This window comes from Veillonellaceae bacterium (genome assembly GCA_025992895.1).
Taxonomy (GTDB): domain Bacteria; phylum Bacillota; class Negativicutes; order Veillonellales; family Dialisteraceae; genus Dialister.
Genome location: DAJPGA010000001.1, coordinates 1,969,213 through 1,993,321, shown reverse-complemented (window position 1 = coordinate 1,993,321; position 24,109 = coordinate 1,969,213). Strand labels below are relative to the sequence as shown.

General features: G+C 50.8%; 25 protein-coding genes. 21 read left to right on the top strand and 4 right to left on the bottom strand.

All coding sequences use genetic code 11. The features are described from left to right. The first annotated feature begins 56 nt into the window (after positions 1–56). Complete coding sequence (locus OIM03_08775) at positions 57–755, top strand: helix-turn-helix domain-containing protein (GenBank protein HJI74351.1); 699 nt, start codon at positions 57–59, stop codon at positions 753–755. A 29-nt stretch (positions 756–784) separates the two neighbouring features. Then, on the top strand, positions 785–1,627 hold the full coding sequence (locus OIM03_08770; GenBank protein ID HJI74350.1) for an IS3 family transposase: 843 nt from the start codon (positions 785–787) through the stop codon (positions 1,625–1,627). 173 nt (positions 1,628–1,800) lie between these two features. Here the strand turns inward: OIM03_08770 and OIM03_08765 are convergent, their stop codons facing one another. Both OIM03_08765 and OIM03_08760 read right to left on the bottom strand, forming a co-directional pair. Continuing rightward, positions 1,801–2,187 carry a rhodanese-like domain-containing protein gene (locus tag OIM03_08765; protein ID HJI74349.1) on the bottom strand — a complete coding sequence of 129 codons (387 nt, stop codon included), beginning with the start codon at positions 2,185–2,187 and terminating at the stop codon, positions 1,801–1,803. Between the two features lie 11 nt (positions 2,188–2,198). Further along, a complete protein-coding gene (locus tag OIM03_08760) occupies positions 2,199–2,912 on the bottom strand; it encodes a hypothetical protein (protein ID HJI74348.1) in 714 nt (237 codons plus the stop codon). A gap of 161 nt (positions 2,913–3,073) precedes the next feature. Here OIM03_08760 and OIM03_08755 point away from each other — a divergent pair, with 161 nt between their 5' ends. Genes OIM03_08755 through OIM03_08740 form a run of 4 tightly spaced genes read left to right on the top strand, consistent with a single transcriptional unit; the run spans position 3,074 to position 5,484 of the window. After that, positions 3,074–3,487 carry an acyl-CoA thioesterase gene (locus tag OIM03_08755; protein ID HJI74347.1) on the top strand — a complete coding sequence of 138 codons (414 nt, stop codon included), beginning with the start codon at positions 3,074–3,076 and terminating at the stop codon, positions 3,485–3,487. Positions 3,488–3,489: 2 nt separating this feature from the next. Beyond that, a complete protein-coding gene (locus OIM03_08750) occupies positions 3,490–4,263 on the top strand; it encodes an aspartate/glutamate racemase family protein (GenBank protein ID HJI74346.1) in 774 nt (257 codons plus the stop codon). Positions 4,264–4,271: 8 nt separating this feature from the next. Then, positions 4,272–4,829 (top strand): hypothetical protein, encoded by a 558-nt coding sequence (locus OIM03_08745; GenBank protein ID HJI74345.1) that lies wholly within the window; start codon positions 4,272–4,274, stop codon positions 4,827–4,829. Between the two features lies 1 nt (position 4,830). After that, complete coding sequence (locus OIM03_08740) at positions 4,831–5,484, top strand: coenzyme F420-0:L-glutamate ligase (GenBank protein HJI74344.1); 654 nt, start codon at positions 4,831–4,833, stop codon at positions 5,482–5,484. Between the two features lie 288 nt (positions 5,485–5,772). On the opposite strand, the gene OIM03_08735 is transcribed toward OIM03_08740, so the two are convergent. Continuing rightward, positions 5,773–6,717 carry a D-2-hydroxyacid dehydrogenase gene (locus OIM03_08735; GenBank protein HJI74343.1) on the bottom strand — a complete coding sequence of 315 codons (945 nt, stop codon included), beginning with the start codon at positions 6,715–6,717 and terminating at the stop codon, positions 5,773–5,775. 181 nt (positions 6,718–6,898) lie between these two features. Here OIM03_08735 and OIM03_08730 point away from each other — a divergent pair, with 181 nt between their 5' ends. The 8 genes from OIM03_08730 (at position 6,899) to OIM03_08695 (ending at position 15,346) form a co-directional block, all read left to right on the top strand. Continuing rightward, positions 6,899–8,116, top strand: a complete 1,218-nt coding sequence (locus OIM03_08730; GenBank protein HJI74342.1) for a divergent polysaccharide deacetylase family protein — start codon at positions 6,899–6,901, stop codon at positions 8,114–8,116. Positions 8,117–8,124: 8 nt separating this feature from the next. Beyond that, positions 8,125–8,850 (top strand): SDR family oxidoreductase, encoded by a 726-nt coding sequence (locus OIM03_08725; GenBank protein ID HJI74341.1) that lies wholly within the window; start codon positions 8,125–8,127, stop codon positions 8,848–8,850. Between the two features lie 756 nt (positions 8,851–9,606). Then, positions 9,607–11,145, top strand: a complete 1,539-nt coding sequence (locus tag OIM03_08720; protein HJI74340.1) for a hypothetical protein — start codon at positions 9,607–9,609, stop codon at positions 11,143–11,145. Then, the gene (locus OIM03_08715) at positions 11,093–11,272 is read left to right on the top strand and encodes a hypothetical protein (GenBank protein ID HJI74339.1); all 180 of its coding nucleotides are present in this window, start codon (positions 11,093–11,095) and stop codon (positions 11,270–11,272) included. Before OIM03_08720 ends, OIM03_08715 begins: the two co-directional genes overlap by 53 nt. A gap of 58 nt (positions 11,273–11,330) precedes the next feature. Further along, positions 11,331–11,936, top strand: a complete 606-nt coding sequence (locus OIM03_08710; protein HJI74338.1) for a nitroreductase family protein — start codon at positions 11,331–11,333, stop codon at positions 11,934–11,936. A gap of 191 nt (positions 11,937–12,127) precedes the next feature. Beyond that, positions 12,128–13,105 (top strand): hypothetical protein, encoded by a 978-nt coding sequence (locus OIM03_08705; GenBank protein HJI74337.1) that lies wholly within the window; start codon positions 12,128–12,130, stop codon positions 13,103–13,105. Beyond that, positions 13,098–14,639: a permease gene (locus OIM03_08700; GenBank protein ID HJI74336.1), complete on the top strand. Its 1,542-nt coding sequence runs from the start codon at positions 13,098–13,100 to the stop codon at positions 14,637–14,639. The genes OIM03_08705 and OIM03_08700 overlap by 8 nt, the downstream gene beginning before the upstream one ends. Next, positions 14,636–15,346, top strand: coding sequence for a TIGR03943 family protein (locus OIM03_08695; protein HJI74335.1), 711 nt, complete (start codon positions 14,636–14,638; stop codon positions 15,344–15,346). The genes OIM03_08700 and OIM03_08695 overlap by 4 nt, the downstream gene beginning before the upstream one ends. 134 nt (positions 15,347–15,480) lie before the next feature. Here OIM03_08695 and rpmB read toward each other — a convergent pair whose 3' ends face one another. Continuing rightward, positions 15,481–15,672, bottom strand: coding sequence for a 50S ribosomal protein L28 (gene rpmB / locus OIM03_08690; protein ID HJI74334.1), 192 nt, complete (start codon positions 15,670–15,672; stop codon positions 15,481–15,483). Positions 15,673–15,899: 227 nt separating this feature from the next. On the opposite strand from rpmB, the gene recG reads away from it, so the two are divergent. The 7 genes from recG (at position 15,900) to surE (ending at position 24,096) form a co-directional block, all read left to right on the top strand. Continuing rightward, complete coding sequence (gene recG / locus OIM03_08685; GenBank protein ID HJI74333.1) at positions 15,900–17,948, top strand: ATP-dependent DNA helicase RecG; 2,049 nt, start codon at positions 15,900–15,902, stop codon at positions 17,946–17,948. A gap of 361 nt (positions 17,949–18,309) precedes the next feature. Beyond that, complete coding sequence (gene guaB / locus OIM03_08680; protein ID HJI74332.1) at positions 18,310–19,767, top strand: IMP dehydrogenase; 1,458 nt, start codon at positions 18,310–18,312, stop codon at positions 19,765–19,767. Continuing rightward, positions 19,764–20,516: a WecB/TagA/CpsF family glycosyltransferase gene (locus OIM03_08675; GenBank protein ID HJI74331.1), complete on the top strand. Its 753-nt coding sequence runs from the start codon at positions 19,764–19,766 to the stop codon at positions 20,514–20,516. Before guaB ends, OIM03_08675 begins: the two co-directional genes overlap by 4 nt. Continuing rightward, the gene (locus OIM03_08670) at positions 20,516–21,163 is read left to right on the top strand and encodes a phosphatidylserine decarboxylase (GenBank protein ID HJI74330.1); all 648 of its coding nucleotides are present in this window, start codon (positions 20,516–20,518) and stop codon (positions 21,161–21,163) included. The genes OIM03_08675 and OIM03_08670 overlap by 1 nt, the downstream gene beginning before the upstream one ends. Continuing rightward, complete coding sequence (gene pssA, locus OIM03_08665; protein HJI74329.1) at positions 21,164–21,910, top strand: CDP-diacylglycerol--serine O-phosphatidyltransferase; 747 nt, start codon at positions 21,164–21,166, stop codon at positions 21,908–21,910. After that, positions 21,907–23,166: a glycosyltransferase family 2 protein gene (locus tag OIM03_08660; protein HJI74328.1), complete on the top strand. Its 1,260-nt coding sequence runs from the start codon at positions 21,907–21,909 to the stop codon at positions 23,164–23,166. Before pssA ends, OIM03_08660 begins: the two co-directional genes overlap by 4 nt. 174 nt (positions 23,167–23,340) lie before the next feature. Further along, complete coding sequence (gene surE / locus OIM03_08655) at positions 23,341–24,096, top strand: 5'/3'-nucleotidase SurE (protein ID HJI74327.1); 756 nt, start codon at positions 23,341–23,343, stop codon at positions 24,094–24,096. Positions 24,097–24,109: the final 13 nt, after the last annotated feature.

The following is a 24,109-nucleotide window of genomic DNA, read 5'->3' as shown; positions in this document are numbered from 1 at the left end:
AAATATATTAGGAGGTCATTCTTATGCCATGTAAAACCAAAGCGTCCCCGGAGGAAATGTTAGACCAGATTGCTTCATATCTCTATCAGGGTGTTACGATTACCCAGGCAGCTGAAAATCTTCATATGAGCCGCATAACATTCAGGAAATGGGTCCTCCGGTATAAAGAGGAGGGCTTTAAGGGATTGCGGCCCAGGCAGCATTTGTCTTACTACTCCAATCAGATGAAGATCCAGGCCGTAAAGGAATATCTTAAAGGCGGTGTTTCCATGCTTTCCGTCTGTGCCAAATACAGAATTTCCGGCACACTCTCCCTTAAAACATGGATTGAGGCGTATAATGAGCATAAGTTGACAGACCTCGTTTCTGAAGGAGGAGATCTTATGGGCAAACGCCAGCAATCGGTCAAGGAAGAGCGAGTCAGAATCGTTCAGGAGTGCATCGCCAGTGGATGCGATTATAACAAGATAGCCAAGAAGTACAACATGTCCTACCAAACGCTCTACACATGGGTAAAAAAGTTCAAGGAAATGGGCGAAGTTGGTCTTGAGGATTACAGAGGAAAGCCGATCAGGCTCCAAACGCCCCGGACCGAAGAAGAACAGCTGCGTCAGGAGAATGCCAGACTTCTTGAAGAACAGAAGGATCTTATAGCAGAGATTGCCCTGCTAAAAAAAAAGATGGAGATAGAGGAAAGGTTGCGTTCCTCGAAGGATTCAGCCTTACTCACCTTCTCAGAGATTTTAAAGCCATAAAAGAAGTCCATGAAGAAACCAACATCTCCATAGAAAGTCTCTGCCGACTCTCAAAGGTCTCCCGGGCAGCTTATTACGGATGGCTGAATCATATTAAGAGCGGCCGTGAACTGCTGAGAGAAAAGGTCGCACAGGAGGTCATGAAAACCCATCAGGAATATCCGGATATGGGATACCGCCGGATTAACGATTGGATCAAGAAGGATGACAACATCAATATAAATGTAAGCGACAGTCTGGTTCTTCGTATCATGCGGATACTTAATATTAAGTCCGTGATCAAGTACAAGACCGATGGTTGCACTCGTAACGCAAAGGATCCAAAGTACATTTTTGAAAACCTGCTGAACCGTGACTTTGATGCCGGCGTGTCCAATGCAAGATGGATGACGGATGTCACTGAATTCAAGTACACAACTGCTGATGGAGTTTTGCACAAGTTATATTTAAGCGCGATTATTGACGGCCATGATCGCCGGATTGTCTCTTATGTCATCGGCGACAGGAACAATACTGCACTGGCTTTTGAGACAATGGAAAAGGCACTTAAAGAGAATCCTGGAGAACATCCAATGATTCATACCGACCGCGGATTCCAGTATACAAGCAACGGATTCCATAAGATTGTTGAAAAAGCAGGACTGGTTCACAGCATGTCCCGTGTAGGCTGCTGTGCAGACAACGGTCTGATGGAAGGGTTCTGGGGAATGCTGAAGCGCGAACGTTACTACACACGTAAATTCACCAGCCGTAAAGCAGTGGTAAGCATGATCAACGGCTACATCTACTTCTACAACAACAAACGCATTCAGCGCAAATTACATCTTTTAGCTCCAATGGAAGTATTCAACGCAGCTCCAATGGCTGCATGATTAAGATTAAAGTACGATTAGATTTTTTATGATATTTATTTGTCTGTATTAACAAATCCGCACCACCTTCTCCTTCGGAGCAAGGTCAACACCCTTAAACCAAACTTCGTTTGAGAAAAGGGAAAGCAGTGCCCTAGTGGATTTTGTCGCAGCCCCTTTTGTTGATCGGAATATTATTTTTCGATTTCATAAGGCCATTCAAGGATGCCGCCAAAGTCATTGACGTGCTTGTAACCCATGGAAACGAGCTCCCTGGATGCCTTGAGACTTCTGACGCCTGAGCGGCAGTAAACGAGAAGTACAGCGTCCTTGTCCGGAAGAGCTTTTTCAGCAGAAGAGGGAACGGTTCCAAGCGGAAGGAGCATGGCGCCCGGCACATGGCCTCCTGCGTATTCGGATGGTTCCCTGACGTCGACGATGGTGACATTTCCTTTATCCATCATCTCTTTGGCTTCGGATGCAGAAATTTTCTTGTATGCGCCGTCAGCTTCAGCGCTGCAGCCGGTCAGCAGAAGAGCGGCTGAAAAAACGGCGAGACTTAGAATCATGTATTTAATCATAGTGCCTCCTGTCAGGAATTCTTTGTAAATGAAAAGAAATCACGGATTTTTTGCCAGAGGGAGCGGACCGGATTGAGGTGCATCGGTTCGGCAGGCTTTCTTGCATGCTGCGCCTGGCGGACGAGGTTCATGTTCCTGTGCGCCGTCCTTGTGACGATCCTGGGCGGGGGCGTGAATTTCTTCTCCGTCTGCACAGGTTCCTTCTTGATCACCGTGACGGGCCTTTCAGGCGCTTTGATCGTGCGGCGTCTTCCCGATGCGCCGCCGCTCTTGAAAGCGGCATAGCCTTCCTTTTCTTCCTTCTTCTGCGCGGAAACCATGCGCGTCTTTGGCGCGGGGGCCAGGGAAGGGGAAGCGGCGTCTTCGTTTGTGACTGCCATGCCCGTTCTCATGTCGAAATGGGCAAAGCCAGGTTTTGCGCTGAAAGGATTGTCCCCGAAATCATAGGCATGGGAAGGCTCCTGTGCCTTCTTTGGAGGAAGCGGCGCTTCTTTCCTGGCCGCGTTCCTTTCAAGCTGGCGGACGACTCTTTCCCGTACTCTTGGGTCGAATGTGGATTCTTCCTCGCTCCAGAAACCGGACTGCTGGATTTTTCTCTTGTCCAGGTCATAGGAGACGCGCGCGCCGCAGCGGGTGCAGCGCACAGTTCCCTTTCTCTTTTTTACGTCAATATCAAATAATGTCAGCTTCTGCCCGCAGGCGTGACAAATGAGTGTGAATGCCATACATGGACCTCCGTTCCTGTTTAAGTATAATCTAGTTGGAACCTTTGGGCAACGGATAATGAAAAGGGCGAATGATTCTTTTCCGGGAAAAAGCCATGCATTGACCTTTCCCTGCGTCATGAGGCTGAGTATGGTATAATATTTGGATATGGAGGGCAATGATGTTTACTTATAAAAGAAGAGTCAAATTCTATGAAACAGACGGCATGAGAGTCGTTCATCATGCCAACTATCTTCGCTATTTTGAAGAAGCGAGAGTCGAATACATGCGCGCAGGCGGAATCGAGCTGAATGACCTCATGAAAGAGGGGATCGTATTCCCGATTCTTGAAATCAGCGCCAAGTATATCAAATCGGCCGAGTATGATGATGTGCTTCTCATCAAGACGTACCTTCGCCGGGTAGACCGGGCGCGCCTTGACTTCGAGTATGAAGTCGTGCGTGAAAAGACAGGCGAGGTCCTGACGACCGGGAAGAGCACCAATACATACACCGATATGAATACAGGAAGAATTGTCAGACTTCCTGCAGAAAGGCTGGAGAAACTAGTTTCACTCTCGGAAGGAGACAGATAACCATGGACAACAGGGCAGTCGGAGTGATGGATTCAGGCGTGGGCGGACTTACCGTCGCACGCGTGCTGGCAGAAAAGTATCCGAAGGAAGGCATCGTATTCCTGGGGGATACGGCAAGAAATCCCTACGGGGAGCGTCCCGTAGAGGAAATCGTGCGTTTTTCGGAAGCAATCAAGGATTTCCTTCTGAAGAAGGACGTGAAGATGATTCTGGTGGCGTGCAATACCATTTCCTTCAACGTGCCGCCATCCTTTCTTGAAGGCGATGTTCCTGTCATCAAGATGAGCATGAACGTCACGCTGCCCGAAGACGCGAAAAAAATCGCTGTCTTTGCAACGCCGGCTACGATTTCGGCCCATTCGCACAAAAAGTATCTGGCAAAGGCGCATCCGGAAGTGGAACCTGTCGAGATCCCCTGCGAGGGACTGGCGGCTGCCATTGAGAGGAATGAGGACAAAAATTCCATCCGGGCTCTTTTGCAATCCATACTGAAGGAGTATGATACACAAGGGGCGGACACGGCGCTTTTGGCCTGCACGCACTTCCCGCTTGTGGAAGACGTGTTCAAGGAAGTGCTCCCCGGCGTCCGTTTCCTCGATCCGGCGCTTCCGACCGTCGAAGACGGCATGAAGATACTCCGTGAAAAGGGAGCTCTCGCGGATGAAAAAGGGGAAAAGCATTTTTATTTTACGGCGGGAGAAGACCGCGCAGCCGGACTGGTCAATAAGATCTTCGGTATGGAGACAGTGGAAAAAGCGAATCTATTAGGAGTGTGATCAGAGAAATGTTGTTATTAGTTGTAAAGATTCTGGCAGTCATCGTACTGCTCATCTGCCTGGGCTTCATTGCATACTGGGCAGCGGCAGTCATCAAGGGCGACTGTGTGCTGAAAGTGGAAAAGACGAAGAAGACGCCTTTCAAAGTAGTGGACATGGGACCGAGAAGCGTCACCCTTGCCTGCACGATTCCGATCAAGAACGTCGGCCGCCAGCTCGGCACCATCATGGATGCCTTCGTCCGCACGTACCTTCCTTTCGAACAGTATGACGAAGCAAGAATCACTGCCCATCTGACAGACAACGATGTACCGAGAGATGATGATTACTGGCAGGCTTACATCGTCGATCCGGGTAAATCCAAGAAATTCCTGATCACGCTTGAAATCAAGGGCAAGGGAGACAACATTCTCCGCGACCTTGAAACGTTCCCGGAAATGGCCATGGATATTATTTACCAGGTCGTTGCCAGAAGCGATTATTACTATGCAAAGACACGCATCATTCTCACGAAGGAAGAACTGAGAAATGCACTGTATGAATACACATCAGCGGAGGTGAAATAAGATGGCAGAACTCGAACTCATCCCGGTTCATACCCGCATCCTGACACACCATGATGATATCGTGGATGCCATTAAGGAATACGCAGGCACGGATATCACAGATCATGATATCGTCTGCACCGCTGAATCTGTCGTAGCAATCACGCAGAACCGCTATGTACGCCCTGAAGAACTGAATGTCTGCTGGCAGGCCCGCCTCATGAACCGCTTCGTTCCGGCAGCCGGCTCCATGGCAAGCATTTACGGCATGCAGGCCGCTATGGATGAAGAAGGGAAATGGAATATGCTCTTCTCCTTCATTCTCGGCGCTGTTGCCAAGGTATTCGGGAAACGCGGCGTATTCTATGCCCGCTGCCGTCAGGCATCCCTGATCGATGATGTCACCGGCACCATGCCTCCTTTCGACAAATGCCTCGTATACGGCCCGGCCGATACGGACAATGTCTGCGAAAGAATCAAGCAGGAAACAGGCGCATACGGCGCTGTCATTGCAGATGTCAATGACCTCAAGAGAGCAGCCGTCCTTGGCAAGAGCAAGGGCCTCGATCCGAAACAGATCGCGCAGATCCTGATCGATAACCCGTTTGGCAATGACAACCAGAAGACACCTATCGTCATCATCAAGAACTTCACGGACGTCATGCACCAGAGTTAAGACAGAGCTGAAAGCAAATTAAAAAAGGGCTGTGACAAAATGTACAATCATTTCGCCACAGCTCTTTTTGTGTGGGTATATTCGATTAGAGGATACCAACATATTTATATATTGGTGTTATCTGAAAACCTCAAAACCTCGCTCTGCTCGAAGGAAATGAACCTCCTCAGGCGACTCCGTCGCCAGCTCCCCCTACTGGGCAAGCTCAAACACCCTTAAACTGAACTTCGTTCGAGAAAAGAAAAACAACTTTTTAGTGGATTTTGTCACAGCCCCTTTTGATTGCTCTTAATATCCTTTTTTCTTGTCCACTTCATTCATCAGCTTTTCGCCGCGGCTGAAGTTGACGAAGTTCGTCTGGAGAAGCGTTGTCAGCTTGTTCCAGAAATCCGGCACCATGGATGCGGTGTGCGGGGTCATGATGACATTCTTCATCTTCCAGAAGGGGTGATCGGCAGGGAGCGGTTCCTTGGAGAATACGTCAAGGCAGGCGCCTGCGATGGATCCCTTTTCGAGGGCATCGACGAGTGCATTTTCATCGACAATCGATGCACGGGCGATATTGATAAAGAGAGCTGTCTTCTTCATGGCAGCAAACTGATCGGCGCCAAAGAAGTTTTCCGTGTCCGGTGTAGACGGGAGAGCGGCAATGACGATATCCGCTTTCGGAAGGACATCCATCAGCTCTTCCTGCGTGTAGACATGATCGGCAAAGAGTTCGGTGGAAAGATGCTTCTTGACGGCAAGAATCTTCGTTTCAAAGACCTTGGCTCTCTGTGTAATGGCGCGGCCGATGCTGCCGAAGCCGACAATCAGAATGGTCTTTCCAAAGAGGGATTCGCCGTGCGGACGGATCCATTCTCCTGCTTCCTGATTCCTGACGGCTTCCGGAATGCGGCGCATCCATGAAAGGAGAAGCGCCATCGTATGTTCGGAAACAGAACGGTCATGGACGCCGTGAGAATTGGTGAGGATGATCGGGCGTTCCATCATTTCCTTGGTGAGGAGACGTTCGACACCGTCGGAAAGGGAGTGTACCCAGCGGACCTTGGGAGCTGCTGCAAGGAGCGGTGCAATGTCCTGGAAACCCCAGAGAGCGATGGCATCCGCATCGGAAACGTGCGGCAGAGCCTCTTTCGGGGATTTGTACGCTTCAACGACAGAGCCTGGCACTGCATTCTGCAGTTCGGCCAGTTTTTCTTCGGAGAGTTTATTAATGACTACGAGTTTCATGATTGACTCCTTTCTGTTGATTGCGCAAATAGATTCATTTCCTTCATTATACCATCATCGGGGAAAAGGGGCTCGTTTTAAAAATGAAAAGGCAGGAAGGAAAATGACGAAAAGGCATCCCTCATTTTGATGTGGTTTCCAATCTGCTATAATAAAAACAATGAACTATAAAGGAGAAATTATGGCAGAAAGAAAAAACAGCAGCAGAACGGGAAGGACAAGGCGGCCGGCCAAAAGGCCCGTCAGGAGAAGACGCTCGAAAAAGAGCGGCCATCCGCTTCTCTTCTGGCTGATATTCATGATTGCGGTCGCGGGCGCCGCTTACATGACAGACCGCATGACAAATGAGCCCGGCGGGCAGCCCATCCAGAATGTGACGGCCATTCATCATCTCTTCAATGATAAGGAAGAGCAGGGTGTCGTTCCTTCTGAAGATGCGGGAAGCCCGGAAAGTCTGAAGGAAAGAATCAAGGCAGCCGTCAAGAAGATCACGAAGGATAAGGGAAATGACGACACCGAGACTGAGACGTCGATCACGGGAAGCGTCATGAGCGCCATTACAGGAAAGAAGGCTTCTGAGTCAGAATCGTCTTCCAAGAAGGAAAACGTTTCCAAAGAAACATCTTCGGAGGATACCAGTTCCTCATCCGATTCTTCGTCTAAATCGACTAAAACAGTCAAGGCGGAGGCCAAGGCACCTGCACCGGCTCCGGTAAGGAAGGAACCGTCTCCTTCCGCTGTGACAGGGCGCCTCGCGGTCGTCATTGATGATGCGGGAAGGGATCTTGCTTCCCAGGAAGTGTATGAATCGATCGGCGTCCCGTTCACGCTGGCCGTCATGCCCAATCAGGTGCATACAAGGGAAGCGGCTGCGTCCTGGGCGGCGCACGGCATGCCTGTCATCCTGCACCAGCCGATGGAATCCGTTTCGGGCTCTGGCATGGAAGCCAAGACGATCCTGACGTCGATGAGTGATTCTGAAATAAGAAGAATGCTTTCAGATTCCCTCTCACAGGTACCGGAAGCTGTCGGCATCAATAACCATCAGGGGTCGAAGGCAACGACGGACAAGCGCGTCATGGATGATGTCATGAATGAGCTCCATCACAGGGGCCTCTTCTTCCTTGACAGTGCGACGAATTCCTATACGGAAGCAGACGGCGCGGCCGCTGAGTACGGTGTGCCCTATGCAAGAAATGACCTCTTCGTGGACAATTCTTCGGATGTTTCCGCCATCAAGGCCATGATACGGAAAGCCGCTGAAAGGGCGAAGGAACATGGCACCTACATCATCATCGGCCACTGCCGTCCGCACACGGCAGAAGCATTCCGTCAGATGGTACCGCAGCTTGAAGCAGAAGGCATCAAGTTCATTTACGTATCATCTCTCATGAATTAGGAGGAAGCATGGTAAGAACCATCATCATATCCGGCGGCACGTCGGGCATCGGCCTGGCAGCGGCCAAAATCCTTTCCAGGGAAGGGGCAAGGACCATCCTCCTTGGAAGAGATGAGGCACGCGGGAAAAAGGCGGAAGAATCCGTTCCGGGAAGCCTTTATGTTCCATGCGACGTGACGAAGACGGAAGACTGCGAAAAAGCCGTGGAGGCTGCCAAAACGGTTGGAACGGTTACGGGTCTTGTCATTTCTGCCGGCATCTATGAAGAGAAACTTCTGGAGAATACGACCGATGAAGACATAGAAAAACTTTTTGCTGTCAATGTATTCGGTGCTATGAAGCTTGCACGCGCATCCATTCCCGCCCTTCGGGAAGGGAAAGGCGCCATCGTAGGCGTAGCATCGGATGCGGCGATTGAAGGAAATGTCCAGTGCAGTCTGTACGGTGCGACAAAGGGGGCGCTTGTTTCCTTCATCCGCTCGCTTGCTTTGGAGCTTGCAGTCGAGAATATCCGCGCCAACGTCGTCTGCCCGGGCGATGTCGATACGCCCCTTCTCTCAAAACAGCTTGCCTCCTATGGCGGAAGCCGCGAGGAAATGGCAGAATGGTATCCGCTTTTCCGCATTGCAAAGCCTGAAGAAGTCGGGGAAGTCATCGCCTTCCTCCTTTCGGAAAAAGCATCCTTCATGACGGGGACCGTGATACCCGTCGACGGCGGGCTGACCGACTGGTAGCAGCATAGGAAAAAGCGAAGCACCTTTAGAGTGATATAGAAAAATAATATACGAGGGACCAGGGAAGGGGATATTTCCTCTTTCTTGCGGTCCCTCTTTTAATGTACACTTTTTCTTCGGTGGGTTCGGCCTTGGAAAGGGATGGGAAAAGAGGCTTATAGGACATTTCGTGGTGCTTTTTATGCCAATGAAGCTAGTGTTTATCGGGCTTCATTGGCATTTTAAATTTTTTAGTAGTTTTTAAAGGGTGGACAAAACGTGGTGTTAAAAAGTCTCAAACACCTTGTAAATACGGGATAAAATGGGATTTTAAATTCCCAAGATGAATAATTTCTCTGGAAAGATTGTTACTAGGGGAAATAGATGCTCTTGTCATGCCTTTATCTGCCGCAGATGTTGAAAGCACAGATTGGAGTACAAACTTGAAAATGCTGATGGCGTGGGGGTATTCACTCTTCCAGCTAATTGCGATGCGACGAATTACCATGCAGCTCGGCTGGATCTCAGTAGGCCCCGTATTCTGCCTTTGATCCAAGCATAATATAAATTTTTAGCACCACGTTTTGTCCTATAACCCGGAAAAGACATCGGTCAGAAAGGGAGAGAGCCGGTCATGACGAAGGATTCCGCGTCTTTCGTTTGTCAATCGGTCAGAATATTTGTATAATAAAAATATAAAGTTTCATAAAGTTTCTGAAAAAATAAGTGAAATTCACTTGTCATTCACGACCGGCCGCGCCGGGCAAGGAGGAAATTATGAACGAAGATAAGGATTTGGAAAAGACACCGGTTGTCCGTCCGGAAAATGCTCCTGTAGTCAAGAAGGAAGCAGAAGTTCCTATGGAAAAACCGCAGGCAGGAGTGCCAATGGAAAAGGAAGCAGCAGGTGTCCCGATGGAAACCGCCACCGAAGAAGTCAAAGAAGCTCCATCTGAAGAAGTGAAAGAAGCACCGGCAGAAGCTCCAAAGGAAGAACCGGCCGCAGAAGAAGCTGCTCCTGAAGCAGAAGAACCCGCTGAAGAAGTTCACGTCGATTCCCCGGAAGCCGATGTCGAAATCAATATCATCGACGACCGCGATGAAACAGCAGACAGCCTGATCCGCTGGGGCGCAGGCAGAGCCGGCGTCATCGTTGCCGCTCCGCTTCTCGGCACTGTCGCTCTCATTGCCAATGAAGTCTACATGATTTCCAAGATCGGAAAAGTATATGGCGTGGAACTCAATCAGACCGCTGTCCTCTCCTTCCTGGGATCGATGGGTGCTACCGTCGTGGGAAGCACGCTTGCCACACTGATTCCGATTGCTGCGATGCAGATTCCGATCGGCGTTTCCGTCACCTACGGCGTAGGCAAGGCGGCGCAGAGATGGATCAAGGACGGCATGCCGGATGATACACGTCCGTACAAGGAAGTCTTTGAAGAAGAGAAGGTAAACGGCGAAAAGGACGAAAAGGAACTCGAAGCCAATCCGAAGAAGGATGAACCGCTTGGCGATGAAAAGAAAGATTTCACCAAGGAACTGAAGAAGAGCTGGAATGATATCTATCCGGAAAGAGCTCACAATACCATCAATCAGCTGGCTGACCAGCTGCAGGACAAGGCAAATATTTTTGGAGACAAGCTCGTCAATGCGCTGAAGAAAGCAGGCGTCACGGACGAACAGATCGAAAACGCCAAGTACACCATCCTCGGCGCTTCCGAAGTCGCTCAGGAAACAGCACAGAAGACGGCAAAGGATCTGCAGGCCATCGCCCGCATCAAGAGCCGTGAATTCAGAAAGGATGCCGCTGAACGTGCCAATGATATGAGAGGCATGGCCAGAGACCAGATGGATGTCCTTCAGAAGAAAACGGATGAAATGAAGTACAGGACAGAAGTCCAGTCTGAACAGATGAAGCTGAGATCTGAAAAGCTGAAAGCTCAGGCACGTGTCCAGATGCAGGAAGCAAAAATCCAGGCAGGAAAGCTGAAGATCCAGGCGCATGACCAGGCACAGGCTGCCCAGGAACGCGCACAGGAAATCACCGATACCACAAAGACAAAGGTACAGGAAGTTTCCGATACCGTGAAGACAAAGACAGCAGAATACAAGGAAGCTGCCCAGCAGGCTGCCGCTCAGACGAAGGAAACATTTCGCCAGACAGCAGAAGATTATAAGGCAAAAATCGAAGAAAGAGCTGCCCAGAAAAGAGCCGAAGCTGAAGTAGCAGGAAAGGAAAACGCTCCCGTTGAAGATGCCGCAAATGCTGAAGGAAAAGCTGAACCAGCTGCTAAACCTTCTGACGAAGTCAAATAAGAAAGAAACAGCCGATCTCTCCGCTCTTCATAAGGAAGAGGAAGGATTTGTCATGAGGAGGCGGATTTTCCCCTGGGCCAGAAGAAGGCACCATGGGAGGAGAACCAACCACCCCTGGGTAAGATAAATAAAAGAGGATGTGGCAATGCGCTGGCGTTGTCACATCCCTTTTTGATGGAGGAAGTATGGAAGCGGAAGAATTATTGAAAATCATGGAAGAAAGAAGAAGCATCAGGAAGTACAAGAGCGATCCCGTCCCGGAAGAACTCGTGGAAAAGATCATCAGGGCAGGCCTTCTTTCGCCGTCGTCGAAGAACAGGCAGCCATGGCAGTTTACCGTGGTATCAGGCTCTTCGAAGGAAGAGATGCTTTCTGAAATGGAAAAAGGGCTTAAGGAAGAAGAAAAGGATCCACTTCTTCCGGAAAGCGCGCCATATATCAGGGGCGCATGGGAGACGCTTTCCATCATGAAGGAAGCACCTGTCATCATTCTCATCCGAAACAAGCTGGGAAAGGTGCTGGAAGAGAAACTTTCCATTGATGAAAGAGAGTCGGAAATCTGCAATGCACTTTCCATCGGTTCGGCCGTGGAGCACATGGTTCTCATGGCAACAGCCTTAGGACTTGGAAGCCTCTGGATCTGCGATATATGCTTTGCCTTAAAGCGCCTCAGGGACTGGCAGGGCGGAGACGGCGAGCTTTATGCCGCGCTTGCCATCGGGTATGCGGACGAATCACCGCGCATGCGTCCCAGAAAGTCCTATGAAAAAGCGGTAACGATCAGGAAATAAATACGAAGGGGCTGTGACAAACTGTGTAATAATTTTGTCACAGCTCTTTTTTTACGCGGAAAATACGAAGAATTGACAAGAATTTAGAAGAGGACAATACGGGAAAATCGGCAGATAGTATCGTTTATTTAGAAAATGGAAATCATTTCCATCATGTGCTATCATCAAGGAAAATGATAAAGGGGGTTATCATGAGTACTGGAAAAATGAAAGTCTTAGTCGTCAGCGGGTTCCTCGGAGCCGGCAAGACGACATGGATCAAAATGCTGATTGATCACAATCCGGTGCGGGGGAAACTGGCACTGATCGAGAATGATTTCGGCGAAGTCAATGTGGACGGTGCTTTGATGGAAGGCGAGCCGCTTTCCCTGTATGAACTGACGGCAGGATGCATCTGCTGCAGTCTTCGCGGAAATTTTGGGGATGCAGTAAGGGCTGTCGCCGCCGCCGCATCGCCTGAACTGCTTCTGATCGAACCGTCCGGTGTCGCTATGGCATCCGATGTCCTGTCCGCTTTAAAGGAACCGGAAGAAGCGGGTCTCTGCGAAGTCAAAGGCGTCGTGACGCTTGTCGACGGCGAAGCGGCACCTATGTACATCCATAATTTCGGGATGTTCTACAAAGACCAGCTTCAGGAAGCCGATGCTGTTTTTGTCAGGAGCTGCCCGGAAGGACAGGAATCCTTCCTGCAGAAACTTCTTGCCGAACATGCAAAGAAAGCAGAATTCTTCATGAAGGACTGGGACGAAAGAGAAGTCTCGGCCTGGGTCAAGGGATTCATCGGGGAAGGATCGGCTGAGGAAGACCAGACCTTCCAGTACCTTGGATCCGTTACAGCAGACCATGAACACGACCATGACCATGAGCACGAGCATGAGCACGACCATGACCATGAAGAGGAAGTGCTGCAGCAGTCCATCGTGACAGTCGATTTCCCGGATGAGTCCGTGGAATCTTTCAAGAGGAAACTGAGGGGCCTGATGGTCCGCTATTCACTCATCCGCGCCAAGGGTATCATACGCATTGACGGAAAGCCGGTTCTTGTACAGGGGACGCCGGGAAGTCTCCTGATCGAAGGTACGGATAAGGAACCGACCGGCCTCGTCCTCATCGGAAGCGAAAAGACAGAGGAGGCGGCCGGAGAACTTTCAGGAGCTACTCATGGATAGGATTCCCGTCTATGTGATGACGGGATTTCTGGGGAGCGGAAAGAGCCATCGGCTGAACGATATCCTTGCCCAGAGGCGGTACAGGAAATGCCTGGTCATCCTTTCGGAAAAGGGGAGGACGGACGTTTCGACAGAGGACAAGATCGTTCTTGATGCCAGTTCCCTTTCGGATGAAGAGCTCGTTGAAAAAGCAGGCCGCATCATCCGTGACCACTGGATTGGGGAAATCTGGTGGGAATGGAACGGCATGCGTCCCTTTTCCGACTGGGAGCACCTTGTCTATGAGACGCATCTTTCCCGCCTGATGGAGCCGAAACGCGTTTTCTTTTCAGCCGATGAAAATTTTGTGAATTTCTTTCTGGGAAAGACGGGGACAGCCATCTTAACGCAGCTGGAATCTGCCGATGAAATCCTTTTCTTTACCGATAATGAAAAAGGGAAGGGCGTGAAGGAAGCAGGGAAAAAGCTTTCCGCATGGAATCCTTCCGCCTCTTTCCGCATCGTGACACCGAAGTCTTCCGGAAATTTGTATGTCAGGTCCGGAAGGTTTACAGACCATTTCAAAGGGCTCTGGCAGAGAAGGCTGGATATTTTTATTCTGCTGTGGTCATTTCTCTTTCTGGCAGCAGCGCTTCTTGCGAGGGAGGAAAATCTTCTCCGCATTTCTCTTCTGGCGGTCGGCATTACGCTGCAGACACTGCCCTTTGTCCTGATCGGCGTCCTCCTTTCGACGGGTATGCAGATGTACAGCTCGCGTCCGCCGTGGGAAATATACCTCAGGAAACACCCGGTTCTTTCTGTGCCGCTTGCGCTCATCGGAGGATTCTTCTTTCCCTTCTGCGACTGCGCACTGACGCCGCTTTTCAGGGGCTTCTGCAAAAGGGGCGTGCCAGTTCCGATTACCATGATATTCCTCATGGCAGGCCCGCTGACGAATCCGGTCGTCCTCGTCAGCACATGGTATGCGTTCGGCGGCGACCTTTCAATGGTGGGAGGAAGGCTTCTTCTTGGATGGCTGAACGCTGTCCTCGTCGGTGCTTCCTTTGCTTTCTACAAGAAGAATCCGCTGAAGCCTTTCTCAGGACCGCAGGGGGCGGAAGAGCTGATTCCTTCAGAGAAAGATTCGAAGGCATCGCTCTTCCTTCTCCACAGCCGGTATGAATTCTGGTACACCTTCCGCTATGTCATCATGGGCGCCTGGCTCGCCGCCATTTTCCAGGTATCCATACGTCCGATCCTCGAAAGCGCGGGCCTTACATCCGGTGTTTCATCCGTCCTCTGCATGATGCTGATCGCGTTCTGTCTCTCGCTTTGCGCGACATCGGATGCCATGATCGGAAAGAGCCTTTCACTCTCCATGGCACCGTCATCCGTCATGGGATTCCTTCTCTTAGGCCCTGTCATGGATCTCAGGAATGTCCTTCTCATGTCTTCCATGTGCAGGAAATCCTTCGTCATCCGCTGGGCGCTGGTAACGATCCTTACGACATTTGCCTGCTCGATGCTCTTCGTATTCCTGAAAGGAGGGGTATGATGGGACTGTTTTCCAATAAAAGGGGAATGGCAGGCGTCTTCATTTCCCTTCTCCTGATTGCGTTATTAGGACTTTTCGTGGCAGGGGGATATAAGAATTATGTGGTGCCTTACGTACGCTATGCGCTTTTTGCCTCTCTTTTTGCTCTTGCTGCCTGGCTTTTCCTGGCGATTAAGGAATGGAGAAGAAGGTCATATAAAAGAAATTACCACGCACTCTTTGCGCCGCTGACGCTCATTCTTCTCCTTGCTGCGTCGCCCTTCCTTCCGCCTCCTGCCGTCAAGGCGAAGTCTCCTGAACCGGGAGCCGTGCAGGCGCCCGTTGAGGAAGAGGGGAGCGTCGATGAATGGAACAAGACGATCAAGCTGTCTTCGGATAATTTCTACAAGACGATCCTTGAAATTTCCAAAGACCCAAAGAAGTATGAAGGCTGGACAATTATACTGACCGGCGAAGTCAGCCGCGACGACCGCTCGCTTCTTGAAGGCGTCGTGACAGTGGGGCGCGTCGCCATGACCTGCTGCATTGCCGACACATCAAGATTCGGCATCGCTGCCTATAGCGATCATGGAAAACTTTCGATGGGAAGCTGGGTGCGCGTCAAAGGAACGCTTGGCACGATGACTTCCCACGGACAGCTTCTGCCCGTCGTCCATCCTGTGACTGTCACGAAAGCGCCTCCTGTGCTCGGGTTCATTTATCCCTAGCAGGGAAAATAAAAGCATGAAAAAAAGACCGGCAGGCGATTTGCCCGTCAGTCTTTTTTCATGCCATTCTTATTGTTCTTCGCTCGTCAAGGCGCAAAAAAGGCCGGCTCCGCTGCCGGCCGATCATGCAGAAATCAGATGTCCCTGTTTACCTTATGAGAACGAAGGCAACGAGTGCAGACATTCATTCTCTTGACCTGTCCGTCCACCAGTACGCGCACTCTCTGGATATTTGGTTTCCAGGTTCTTTTTGTTTTCAAATGGGAATGGGATACGTTGAATCCTGTAGCGGTTTTCTTTCCGCAAACTTCACAATAATTAGCCATGTGCCACACCTCCTTGCACTTCCGTGATTGCAACATTCATAATATATCACAATTCATTTTTTTAATCAAGTATTTTACATTAGTATATAGAGAGAATTATAATAAAAAAATAAAGCTCTGGATCTCTCTATGCCGTACCATCCGCCGTCAGCGGAAAACCGGCTCTGGTTTCCGGACTTAATTCGCTTTCCGCCGGCGCGTTCCTCCGCCGGCAAGAAGGAGATACTATGAAATTATCAGATTCCGTTAAATATGTCAAAGGGGTAGGCCCGAAAATGGCGGAAAGGTTGGAACACCTTGGCATCCGCACTGTGGAAGACCTTATTTCCTTTTACCCGAGAAGATATCAGGACTGGACGCAGATCACGAAGATGGAAGACCTCGTGAGCGGGGAAGAGTCCGTCATTTACGGAAGAATCCTTGATGTGAAGGAAATCTATCCAAGAAGGGGCCTTTCCATTTTGAACGTCACCATGACGGACGGAACGGGCGCCGTGACGCTCACTTACTTCAACCAGCCGTGGAAAAAGGATGAATTCTCCCGGGGACTGAACGTCCTTGCCTACGGCAGGGCGGAATACGGCTACGGGAAAATACAGATGGGCAATGCAGAAACGGAAGCCGTGACACCTGAAGAGCTGCCGTCCTTCCAGAAGCTTGTCCCGATTTATCCTCTGACAGAAGGAATCAAGATCAACCGCATGAGGCAGATGATCCAGGAAGCGCTCGACCGAGTGGAAGACCTCGATGAAAATCTTCCGCTCGAAACGGTGAGGAAAGAACATCTCATGGAACGCGCCGAAGCCATCCGCGTCATGCACAATCCTGAAAATGAAACGATGAGGCAGGCAGCGAGGAAGAGGATGGCATTCGAAGAACTCTTCTTCATGCAGGCAGGGCTCCTGCTCCTCAAAAGGAAGAGGGAAAAAGGGGCATCCTCGGTCAAGTGCGCGCCTTCGGGAAAGCTCGTCCGCGCTGTCCTTAAGAATTTCCCCTTTGAATTGACCGACGGGCAGAAGCTTGCCTTCCGTGATATCGAGGATGACATGGAAGGACTCGTCCCCATGCAGCGCCTCGTGCAGGGCGATGTCGGAAGCGGCAAGACGGCCGTTGCGGCGCTTGCCCTTGCCAAAATCGTCGAAAACGGCTATCAGGGAGCGCTCATGGCACCGACGGAAGTCCTTGCCGGGCAGCATTATGAAACATTCCAGCAGTTTTACAAAGGCCTTCCTATCCGCGTCGCTTACCTTTCTGGACAGACAAAGACAGCCGAAAGAAATGAAATCCTTGAGAAACTGGCGAAAGGGGAGATAGATGTCCTGATCGGCACGCATGCCCTGATTGAAAAGGACGTCATCTTTGCGCATTTGGGCCTTGTCATCACCGATGAGCAGCACCGCTTCGGCGTCAAGCAGAGAAAGGCGCTTGAAAGCAAGGGCGAGTCCCCGCATATCCTTGTCATGACAGCGACGCCGATTCCGCGCACCATGGCGCTTTCCGTCTATGGGGACCTCGACGTGTCAGCCATCCGCGGCATGCCACCCGGACGTCATCCGGTCAAGACGTATGCGATTGACGGCTCGTACCTGAAGCGTGTCTTCAACTTCATGAGGAAGGAAATGCAGGCAGGCCACCAGATTTACGTCGTCTGCCCGCTCGTTGAAAAGAGCGAGAAGCAGGATCTGGCTTCTGCCGTTGCCGTCTATGAGGAACTCCGGGATAAAGTATTCCCTGATTTCAAAGTGGGCCTCGTCCACGGGCGCATGAAGGGCGCAGAAAAAGACCAGGTCATGAATGACTTCAAGGACGGGAAAATCAAACTTCTGGCGGCGACATCCGTCATCGAAGTCGGCATCAACGTGCCCAATGCGACGATCATGTTCGTTTATGGCGCAGACCGCTTCGGGCTTTCCCAGCTCCATCAGCTGAGAGGCCGCGTCGGCCGCGGCAGCAGCCAGTCTTACTGCATCCTTTATACCGATAACAGGAACGAAGTCACGCAGCTCCGCATGCGTCTCATGTGCGAAATCTCTGACGGTTTCCTCCTTTCAGAAAAGGATCTCCTCTTAAGAGGCTCCGGCGAATTCTTCGGCTACCATCAGCACGGCATGCCGGATCTCAAAGCCGCCGACATCATCCGCGACCTGCCCCTTCTTGAAGAAGCAAGAAGAGAAGCCGCCAAAGCCGTCGACAAAGGCATGGACTTTACGGACGAACTCCGCCACCGCTTCGGAGGCGCTTTCTTCAAGAAAATGGAAGAAGCAGAAAAGGAATAAGGAAGCATGATATTTTATTTAACTTTTTATAAGGCGCTCTTCGGAGCGCTTTTTATTGTTTCATTAGAATCGCATGCTGCATTTGAATTCGTGTTGCATGTGAAGGGAAAACAGCATATATTGAGAGAAGGAGGCCGGCGCCGGAGTTTGTAAAAGGAAGTCAAATTCCGGTCAAGGTTTCGGTCATGGAGAATTTATTTTTTATAACACCAAAAGCACGCAGGAAATCAGATCCTGCCGGATTTGACAGCGGGCGGGCAAGTTCCATGACAAGTATACTTGCATTATGCTATAATAATTAAATTGACAGATAATTAGGAATGGCAACATTGGAAACTTTGTTTCCGGAATGGAGGCTGTGATGAGAGCAGATAAGTTTGGCAGGAAGGGACTGACCTTCAGTGATGTACTGCTGGTCCCTGCATATTCCGAAGTGCTCCCCGGACAGGTCGATGTGACGACCCGTCTGACAAAGAATATTTCTCTCAATATTCCGGTCATCAGCGCAGGCATGGATACAGTGACTGAGACGGCAATGGCCGTTGCCATGGCTCGTGAAGGCGGCTTAGGCGTCATTCACAGCAACATGAGCATCGGCGAGGAGTGCCGCGAAGTCCAGCTGGTGAAGCGGTCCGAACACGGCGTCGTCGTGGATCCGGTCTGCCTCTCCCCCGATGATATGCTGTCTGATGCAGATGATCTCATGAACAAGTACCATATTTCCGGCGTTCCGATTACGGAAGATGGAAAGCTCGTAGGCATCATCACGATCCGTGATATGCGTTTCGAGACAGATCTTTCCAAACCGATCAGCGAAGTCATGACTTCGGAAGGCCTTGTAACGGCTCCGGAACATACATCGCTTCGTGATGCGAAGAAGATCCTGCAGGCGCACCGCATTGAAAAGCTGCCTCTCGTTGACAGCGAGGGCTGCCTGAAGGGTTTGATCACGATCGGTGATATCGAAAAGACAAAGAAATACCCGAATGCAGTGAAAGATAAGGAAGGGCGTCTTCTCGTCGGCGCATCGACCGGATCTTCCGATGATGCAGAAGAACGCGGAAGAGCGCTCCTTAAAGCAGGCGCTGACGTGCTCTTCGTGGAAGCTCTCCACGGAGGCGCAAAGAGAACGCTTGAAATCGTAAGAAATCTCAGGAAATCCGCTCCTGATGCAGAAATCGTTGCAGGAAACGCTGCGACCTATGATGCGGCAAAGGCTCTCATTGAAGCCGGCGCTTCGGCTGTGAAGGTCGGAATCGGCCCTGGATCGGTGGGAACGACAAGCGTCATTGCAGGCGTAGGCGTTCCGCAGGTGACAGCCATTTATGACTGTGCAAGAGCCTGCGAAGAAGCAGGCATCCCCGTCATTGCCGACGGCGGCATGCGTTATTCCGGCGATATTGCCAAGGCAATCGGCGCCGGCGCATCCTGCGTCATGCTTGGAAACCTTCTGGCAGGGACAGACGAATGCCCAGGCGAGATGGTGATTTTCCAGGGAAGGAATTATAAACTCTACCGCGGCATGGATTCTGCCGGTGCCTTCAGGGCAGCAGGCAGCGGCCGTTTCTTCGGAGGCGTCCTTGAAAAGACAGCTCCCGAAGGCTTCGAGGGAAGAGTTCCTTACAAGGGTCATGTTTCAGACGTGCTCTTCCAGCTCTCCGGCGGCCTCAAGGCAGCCATGAGCTACTGCGGCGCCAAAGACATCGCAGCTATGAGGGAAGAGGCACAGTTTATTCAGATTACAAGCGCAAGCCTTGATGAAAGCCATCCGCATGATGTGATGATCACCAAGGAAGCGCCTAACTACAGTGCCAAATGACAGATATCAGTAAAAAGCAGCAGATTGTCATGGATGTCCGCGTGCATGCGGTCACCATGGAGGACGCTCTCGAGTGGGCAAAGGAAGCGGTTCTTGAAGGAAAGCCCCGCATGATTGCTACGGCGAATGCGGAAATGATCATGATTGCGCAGAAGGATCCCGAGCTTAAGGAAATCCTGAATACGTGCGACCTGGTCGTTCCTGACGGAGCCGGAGTGCTCTGGGCAGGCGAAAAGCTTGGCACGCCGTTCCCGGAAAGGGTGGCGGGCGCAGACCTTGCTGAAGAACTTCTGAAGGTTGCCTCGGAAAAAGAGTGGCCGGTATATTTCCTGGGAGGCGCGCCGGGCATTGCCCAGAGAGCCGCAGCCCGTTTCATGGAACTTCACGTTCCCTTCAAACTCGCAGGATGCCATGACGGCTACTTCGATAGCGAAGAAGAGAAAAAGATTATAAAAGACATCAAGAAAAGCGGAGCCAAACTCCTTCTGGCCGGTCTGGGCGTGCCAAAGCAGGAGAAATGGATCCGCGATCACATGGATGAACTGGGCGTACCGGTCTCCATGGGCATCGGAGGCGTCTTCGACGTCATGAGCGGCACACTGCCGCGCGCACCGATGTGGATGCGAAACCACCGGCTGGAATGGGCTTACCGCTTGTATCTGCAGCCCAGCCGGATCGGAAGAATGACGGCTCTTCCTAAATTTATGAGAGCTGTCAAAAAATGGAAAAAGGAACAAGGGAGAAAATAATGCTTAAAAAACCACTCATTTTGCCTGAGGGGTTTCCGTTCATCCTGGCGACGCTGGCTCTGGCCTGCTTCTTCTTCTGGATGAAATGGTATTACCTGGCGGTGATCCCCCTCGTGATCTCAGTGTATTTCACCTATTTCTTCAGATGTCCGCCGCGCAACGGGAAAATCCCGCCCGGAGACGATGTGCTCGTTTCCCCGGCCGACGGTACCGTCGTCGACGTATCTGATGACGTTTATGAATACACATACCTGGGAGAAAAATGCCATAAGATCACGATTTTCCTCTCAATCTTCGACGTGCACTGCAACCGCTCGCCGATGGCAGGGGAAATCAAGTACCAGTCATATGTTCAGGGCCGCTTCATTCCTGCCTATAAGGACGGAGTCGGCTTTGAAAACGAGAGAGGCGCGATCGGCATAGAAGGACGCGACCGCTCCATTCTGGTCATTCTGATTGCGGGCATCCTTGCCCGAAGGGTCGTTACCTGGAAGAATCTGGGCGATACCCTGAAAAAAGGAGAATTGTACGGGATGATCAAGTTCGGCTCATGCACAGAATTATACATACCGGGAGAGTGTGAGATCTGTGTGAAAAAGGGAGACAAAGTCAAGGGCGGACTGACAGTAGTAGGGAGGCTGAAATAAGTGAATAAATCTTGGATTGCCAATGCCGTGACAGCAACGAACGCGCTGTTCGGCGGATTGTCCATTATGATGTCCGTATCAGGACATTACCAGCTGGCAGCTGTATTCATACTGATTGCCATGGTGGCAGATGCTTTGGACGGGCGCGTAGCCCGCGCTCTGCATACGGCAGGACCGATGGGCGTTGAGCTCGATTCCCTGTCCGATGATATTTCCTTCGGCATTGCCGCAGGAACACTGATGTATGCATACCAGCTGAAAGATCTGGGAGCTCTGGGATTCATTCCCTGTGCGCTCCTCGGCACATTCTGCGCTTTCCGCCTGGCACGCTTCAATGTGAAGGTCAGCGCCGTACACGGCTACTTCGAAGGACTGCCATGCCCGACGACAGGCGTCATCGTGGCTGCCTATGTCCTTTCCGGCATCAAGATCTGGAACCGGCTTGCCATGCTCTGCGTCCTCGCTCTCGCATTCCTGATGGTCAGCGAAATCCACTATCCGGACAACAAAGGTGCAAGCGCCGATCAGCTTCACCTGCCGGCTCTTCTTGGATGCCTGGCATTCTTCTTGATCTGCACGATTATTTACTGGCCTGCATGGGCAGCCGCTCTCTGCGCAGCTTACATTATTTTCGGTATTATCAATACATACCTCAACCGCCGCAAGGCTAAGAGAAAACAGCGCCGTCTGAGAATGAAACGCAGGGCGCAGGCTCAAAACGGAGACACTGAAGGAAACGTACAATGAACCATTACCTCGATATAATCATGTTCCCTATACAGCTGATCGTGGCCTTCTTCACGATTTACTACACGGTCATCGCTGTATTCGGCATGTGGCATCGAAAAGAAAGAAATCTGGCGGATCCCGCCAGCAAATTTGCAATCGTCATACCAGCGCACAATGAATCGGCCGTACTGTCGGATCTTCTGGAAAACCTGAAGCTCCTGAAGTACCCGAAGGAACTCTATGACGTCTACGTCATCGCGGACAACTGCACGGATAATACTGCAGACATCGCCCGTGAGCACGGAGCTTTCGTCTTTGAAAGAACCAATAAGGAACTCGTCGGCAAAGGCTATGCCATGGACTGGGTATTCCCGAAGATCTTCGCATTGAACAAGAATTACGATGCGTTCTGCGTCTTCGATTCGGACAACCTTGTCCACCTGGATTTCCTTGCCGTCATGAACAACCGTCTTCTCAAAGGTCAGAAAGTCCTTCAGGGATACCTGTCTGCCAAAAACCCGACAGATACATGGGTATCCGGCACATTTGCGATTGCCTTCTGGACGATCAACCACCTCTGGCACCTGGGCAAGTACAATATGGGACTGTCCTCCTGCCTTGGCGGCACAGGCATGTGCATTTCCGCCGACATCGTCAAGAAGTACGGCTGGGGCTGCGACTGCCTGACAGAAGATATGGAATTCTCCATGAAGTGCCTCTCTCACGGCATCCGCACCTGCTGGGTCCATGATGCTATCATCTATGATGAAAAGCCGCTCGGATTCATGGCATCCTGCCGCCAGAGAAAGAGATGGGCGCAGGGCCAGTTCGACTGCTCCGAGCGTTACATCCCGATCCTTTTCAAAGAGGGCATCAAGAGACACAGCATCGTCATCTTAGATGGCATCATGCAGCTTTTGCAGAACTATTTCCTCGTCCTCTCCACATTCTACCTGGTGATGACGTATATCAATATGTTCTACCCCTGCTTCACCGTCATCCTTTACAACGATGTGCTCGTGCCGAAGCAGTTCTGGGCTGTCATCGGATTCATTCAGTCCATCGTCCCGCTCATCGTTCTTCTGCAGATCGAAGTTCCGCCGAAGATTTATCTTTACTGGCTGATCTACCCGATCTTCATGTACTCCTGGATTCCTGTCACACTCCTTGGATGGAAGGACAGACATAAAAAAGGATGGGTTCATACCATTCATACCAGAAGCATGCATTTTGAACAGGCAAGTCTGACACGAAAGAAAGAAATAGGGCAGTAACGGCAGGGCCGGTCAAGTGATTCATTCATTTGGCCGGCTCTTTTTACGTGCTTCTATCAACTATTGACCGAAATTATATAGAATCTTTTCCATATTTTTGTTAAAATAGATACGAAACAAAGTACAGCCTTTGAGGCTTTTTTTAGAAGTGACAGGTGGACTATGCATATATTCATGACAAATGACGACGGCTTTGAATCTCCCGGTATTATTGAAATGGCAAAGAGACTCGCCAAACTGGGCAGGGTGACGGTCATTGCACCGAACCGCGGGAGAAGCTCCTGTTCCAGTTCTCTTTCTCTCCAGACGTACCTGCGCATGTGGAAGAAGGAAAGTTATGGAGAAAATATCACGGTATTGTCCTGCAACGGCACGACAGCAGACTGCTGCAAGCTGGGGCTGGAACACTGGCTCAGAAATGACAAGCCGGATCTCATCGTTTCCGGCATGAACAACGGACTCAATAATGGCAGCGACTGCCTTTACAGCGGCACTATCGCAGGCGCCATGGAAAGCATTTTCCTCGGTATTCCTGCCATTGCGCTTTCTGCAGAAACGGTCAAGAAGCCGGAATACCTGGCCAAGGCCGCAGACTTTGCTTTCGAAGTCGTGAAGAAATATTTCGTCGATTCCAGCTACAAGGGCATCCTTTCCCTCAACATCCCGAAAGAGGAGGAACATATCGGATGGAAGGATCTGAAAATCACAAAGCTCGGCATCCAGCGCTATGATAATGCGATCCGTGAAATGAAGGATCCGTCCGGCCATCTGGGCTTCTGGCTTTCCGGCACGATGCTTCCGGATGCCGTTCCGGACACGGATGTATTCTGGATCCACAGGGGATACCCGACACTGACAGCGCTCACCTGGAATATGACAGACACAGAAAGACTGGCAGAAGTCAAGGAAATCGCTGATACAGAAAAATAAGAAACAAAATAAG

Coding starts and splice junctions, on each gene's coding strand:
- OIM03_08775 (HJI74351.1), top strand. CDS start 57: ATGTTAGACCAGATTGCTTCATATCTCTATCAGGGTGTTACGATTACC.
- OIM03_08765 (HJI74349.1), bottom strand. CDS start 2,187: ATGATTAAATACATGATTCTAAGTCTCGCCGTTTTTTCAGCCGCTCTT.
- OIM03_08760 (HJI74348.1), bottom strand. CDS start 2,912: ATGGCATTCACACTCATTTGTCACGCCTGCGGGCAGAAGCTGACATTA.
- OIM03_08755 (HJI74347.1), top strand. CDS start 3,074: ATGTTTACTTATAAAAGAAGAGTCAAATTCTATGAAACAGACGGCATG.
- OIM03_08750 (HJI74346.1), top strand. CDS start 3,490: ATGGACAACAGGGCAGTCGGAGTGATGGATTCAGGCGTGGGCGGACTT.
- OIM03_08745 (HJI74345.1), top strand. CDS start 4,272: ATGTTGTTATTAGTTGTAAAGATTCTGGCAGTCATCGTACTGCTCATC.
- OIM03_08740 (HJI74344.1), top strand. CDS start 4,831: ATGGCAGAACTCGAACTCATCCCGGTTCATACCCGCATCCTGACACAC.
- OIM03_08735 (HJI74343.1), bottom strand. CDS start 6,717: ATGAAACTCGTAGTCATTAATAAACTCTCCGAAGAAAAACTGGCCGAA.
- OIM03_08730 (HJI74342.1), top strand. CDS start 6,899: ATGGCAGAAAGAAAAAACAGCAGCAGAACGGGAAGGACAAGGCGGCCG.
- OIM03_08725 (HJI74341.1), top strand. CDS start 8,125: ATGGTAAGAACCATCATCATATCCGGCGGCACGTCGGGCATCGGCCTG.
- OIM03_08720 (HJI74340.1), top strand. CDS start 9,607: ATGAACGAAGATAAGGATTTGGAAAAGACACCGGTTGTCCGTCCGGAA.
- OIM03_08715 (HJI74339.1), top strand. CDS start 11,093: ATGCTGAAGGAAAAGCTGAACCAGCTGCTAAACCTTCTGACGAAGTCA.
- OIM03_08710 (HJI74338.1), top strand. CDS start 11,331: ATGGAAGCGGAAGAATTATTGAAAATCATGGAAGAAAGAAGAAGCATC.
- OIM03_08705 (HJI74337.1), top strand. CDS start 12,128: ATGAGTACTGGAAAAATGAAAGTCTTAGTCGTCAGCGGGTTCCTCGGA.
- OIM03_08700 (HJI74336.1), top strand. CDS start 13,098: ATGGATAGGATTCCCGTCTATGTGATGACGGGATTTCTGGGGAGCGGA.
- OIM03_08695 (HJI74335.1), top strand. CDS start 14,636: ATGATGGGACTGTTTTCCAATAAAAGGGGAATGGCAGGCGTCTTCATT.
- rpmB (HJI74334.1), bottom strand. CDS start 15,672: ATGGCTAATTATTGTGAAGTTTGCGGAAAGAAAACCGCTACAGGATTC.
- recG (HJI74333.1), top strand. CDS start 15,900: ATGAAATTATCAGATTCCGTTAAATATGTCAAAGGGGTAGGCCCGAAA.
- guaB (HJI74332.1), top strand. CDS start 18,310: ATGAGAGCAGATAAGTTTGGCAGGAAGGGACTGACCTTCAGTGATGTA.
- OIM03_08675 (HJI74331.1), top strand. CDS start 19,764: ATGACAGATATCAGTAAAAAGCAGCAGATTGTCATGGATGTCCGCGTG.
- OIM03_08670 (HJI74330.1), top strand. CDS start 20,516: ATGCTTAAAAAACCACTCATTTTGCCTGAGGGGTTTCCGTTCATCCTG.
- OIM03_08660 (HJI74328.1), top strand. CDS start 21,907: ATGAACCATTACCTCGATATAATCATGTTCCCTATACAGCTGATCGTG.
- surE (HJI74327.1), top strand. CDS start 23,341: ATGACAAATGACGACGGCTTTGAATCTCCCGGTATTATTGAAATGGCA.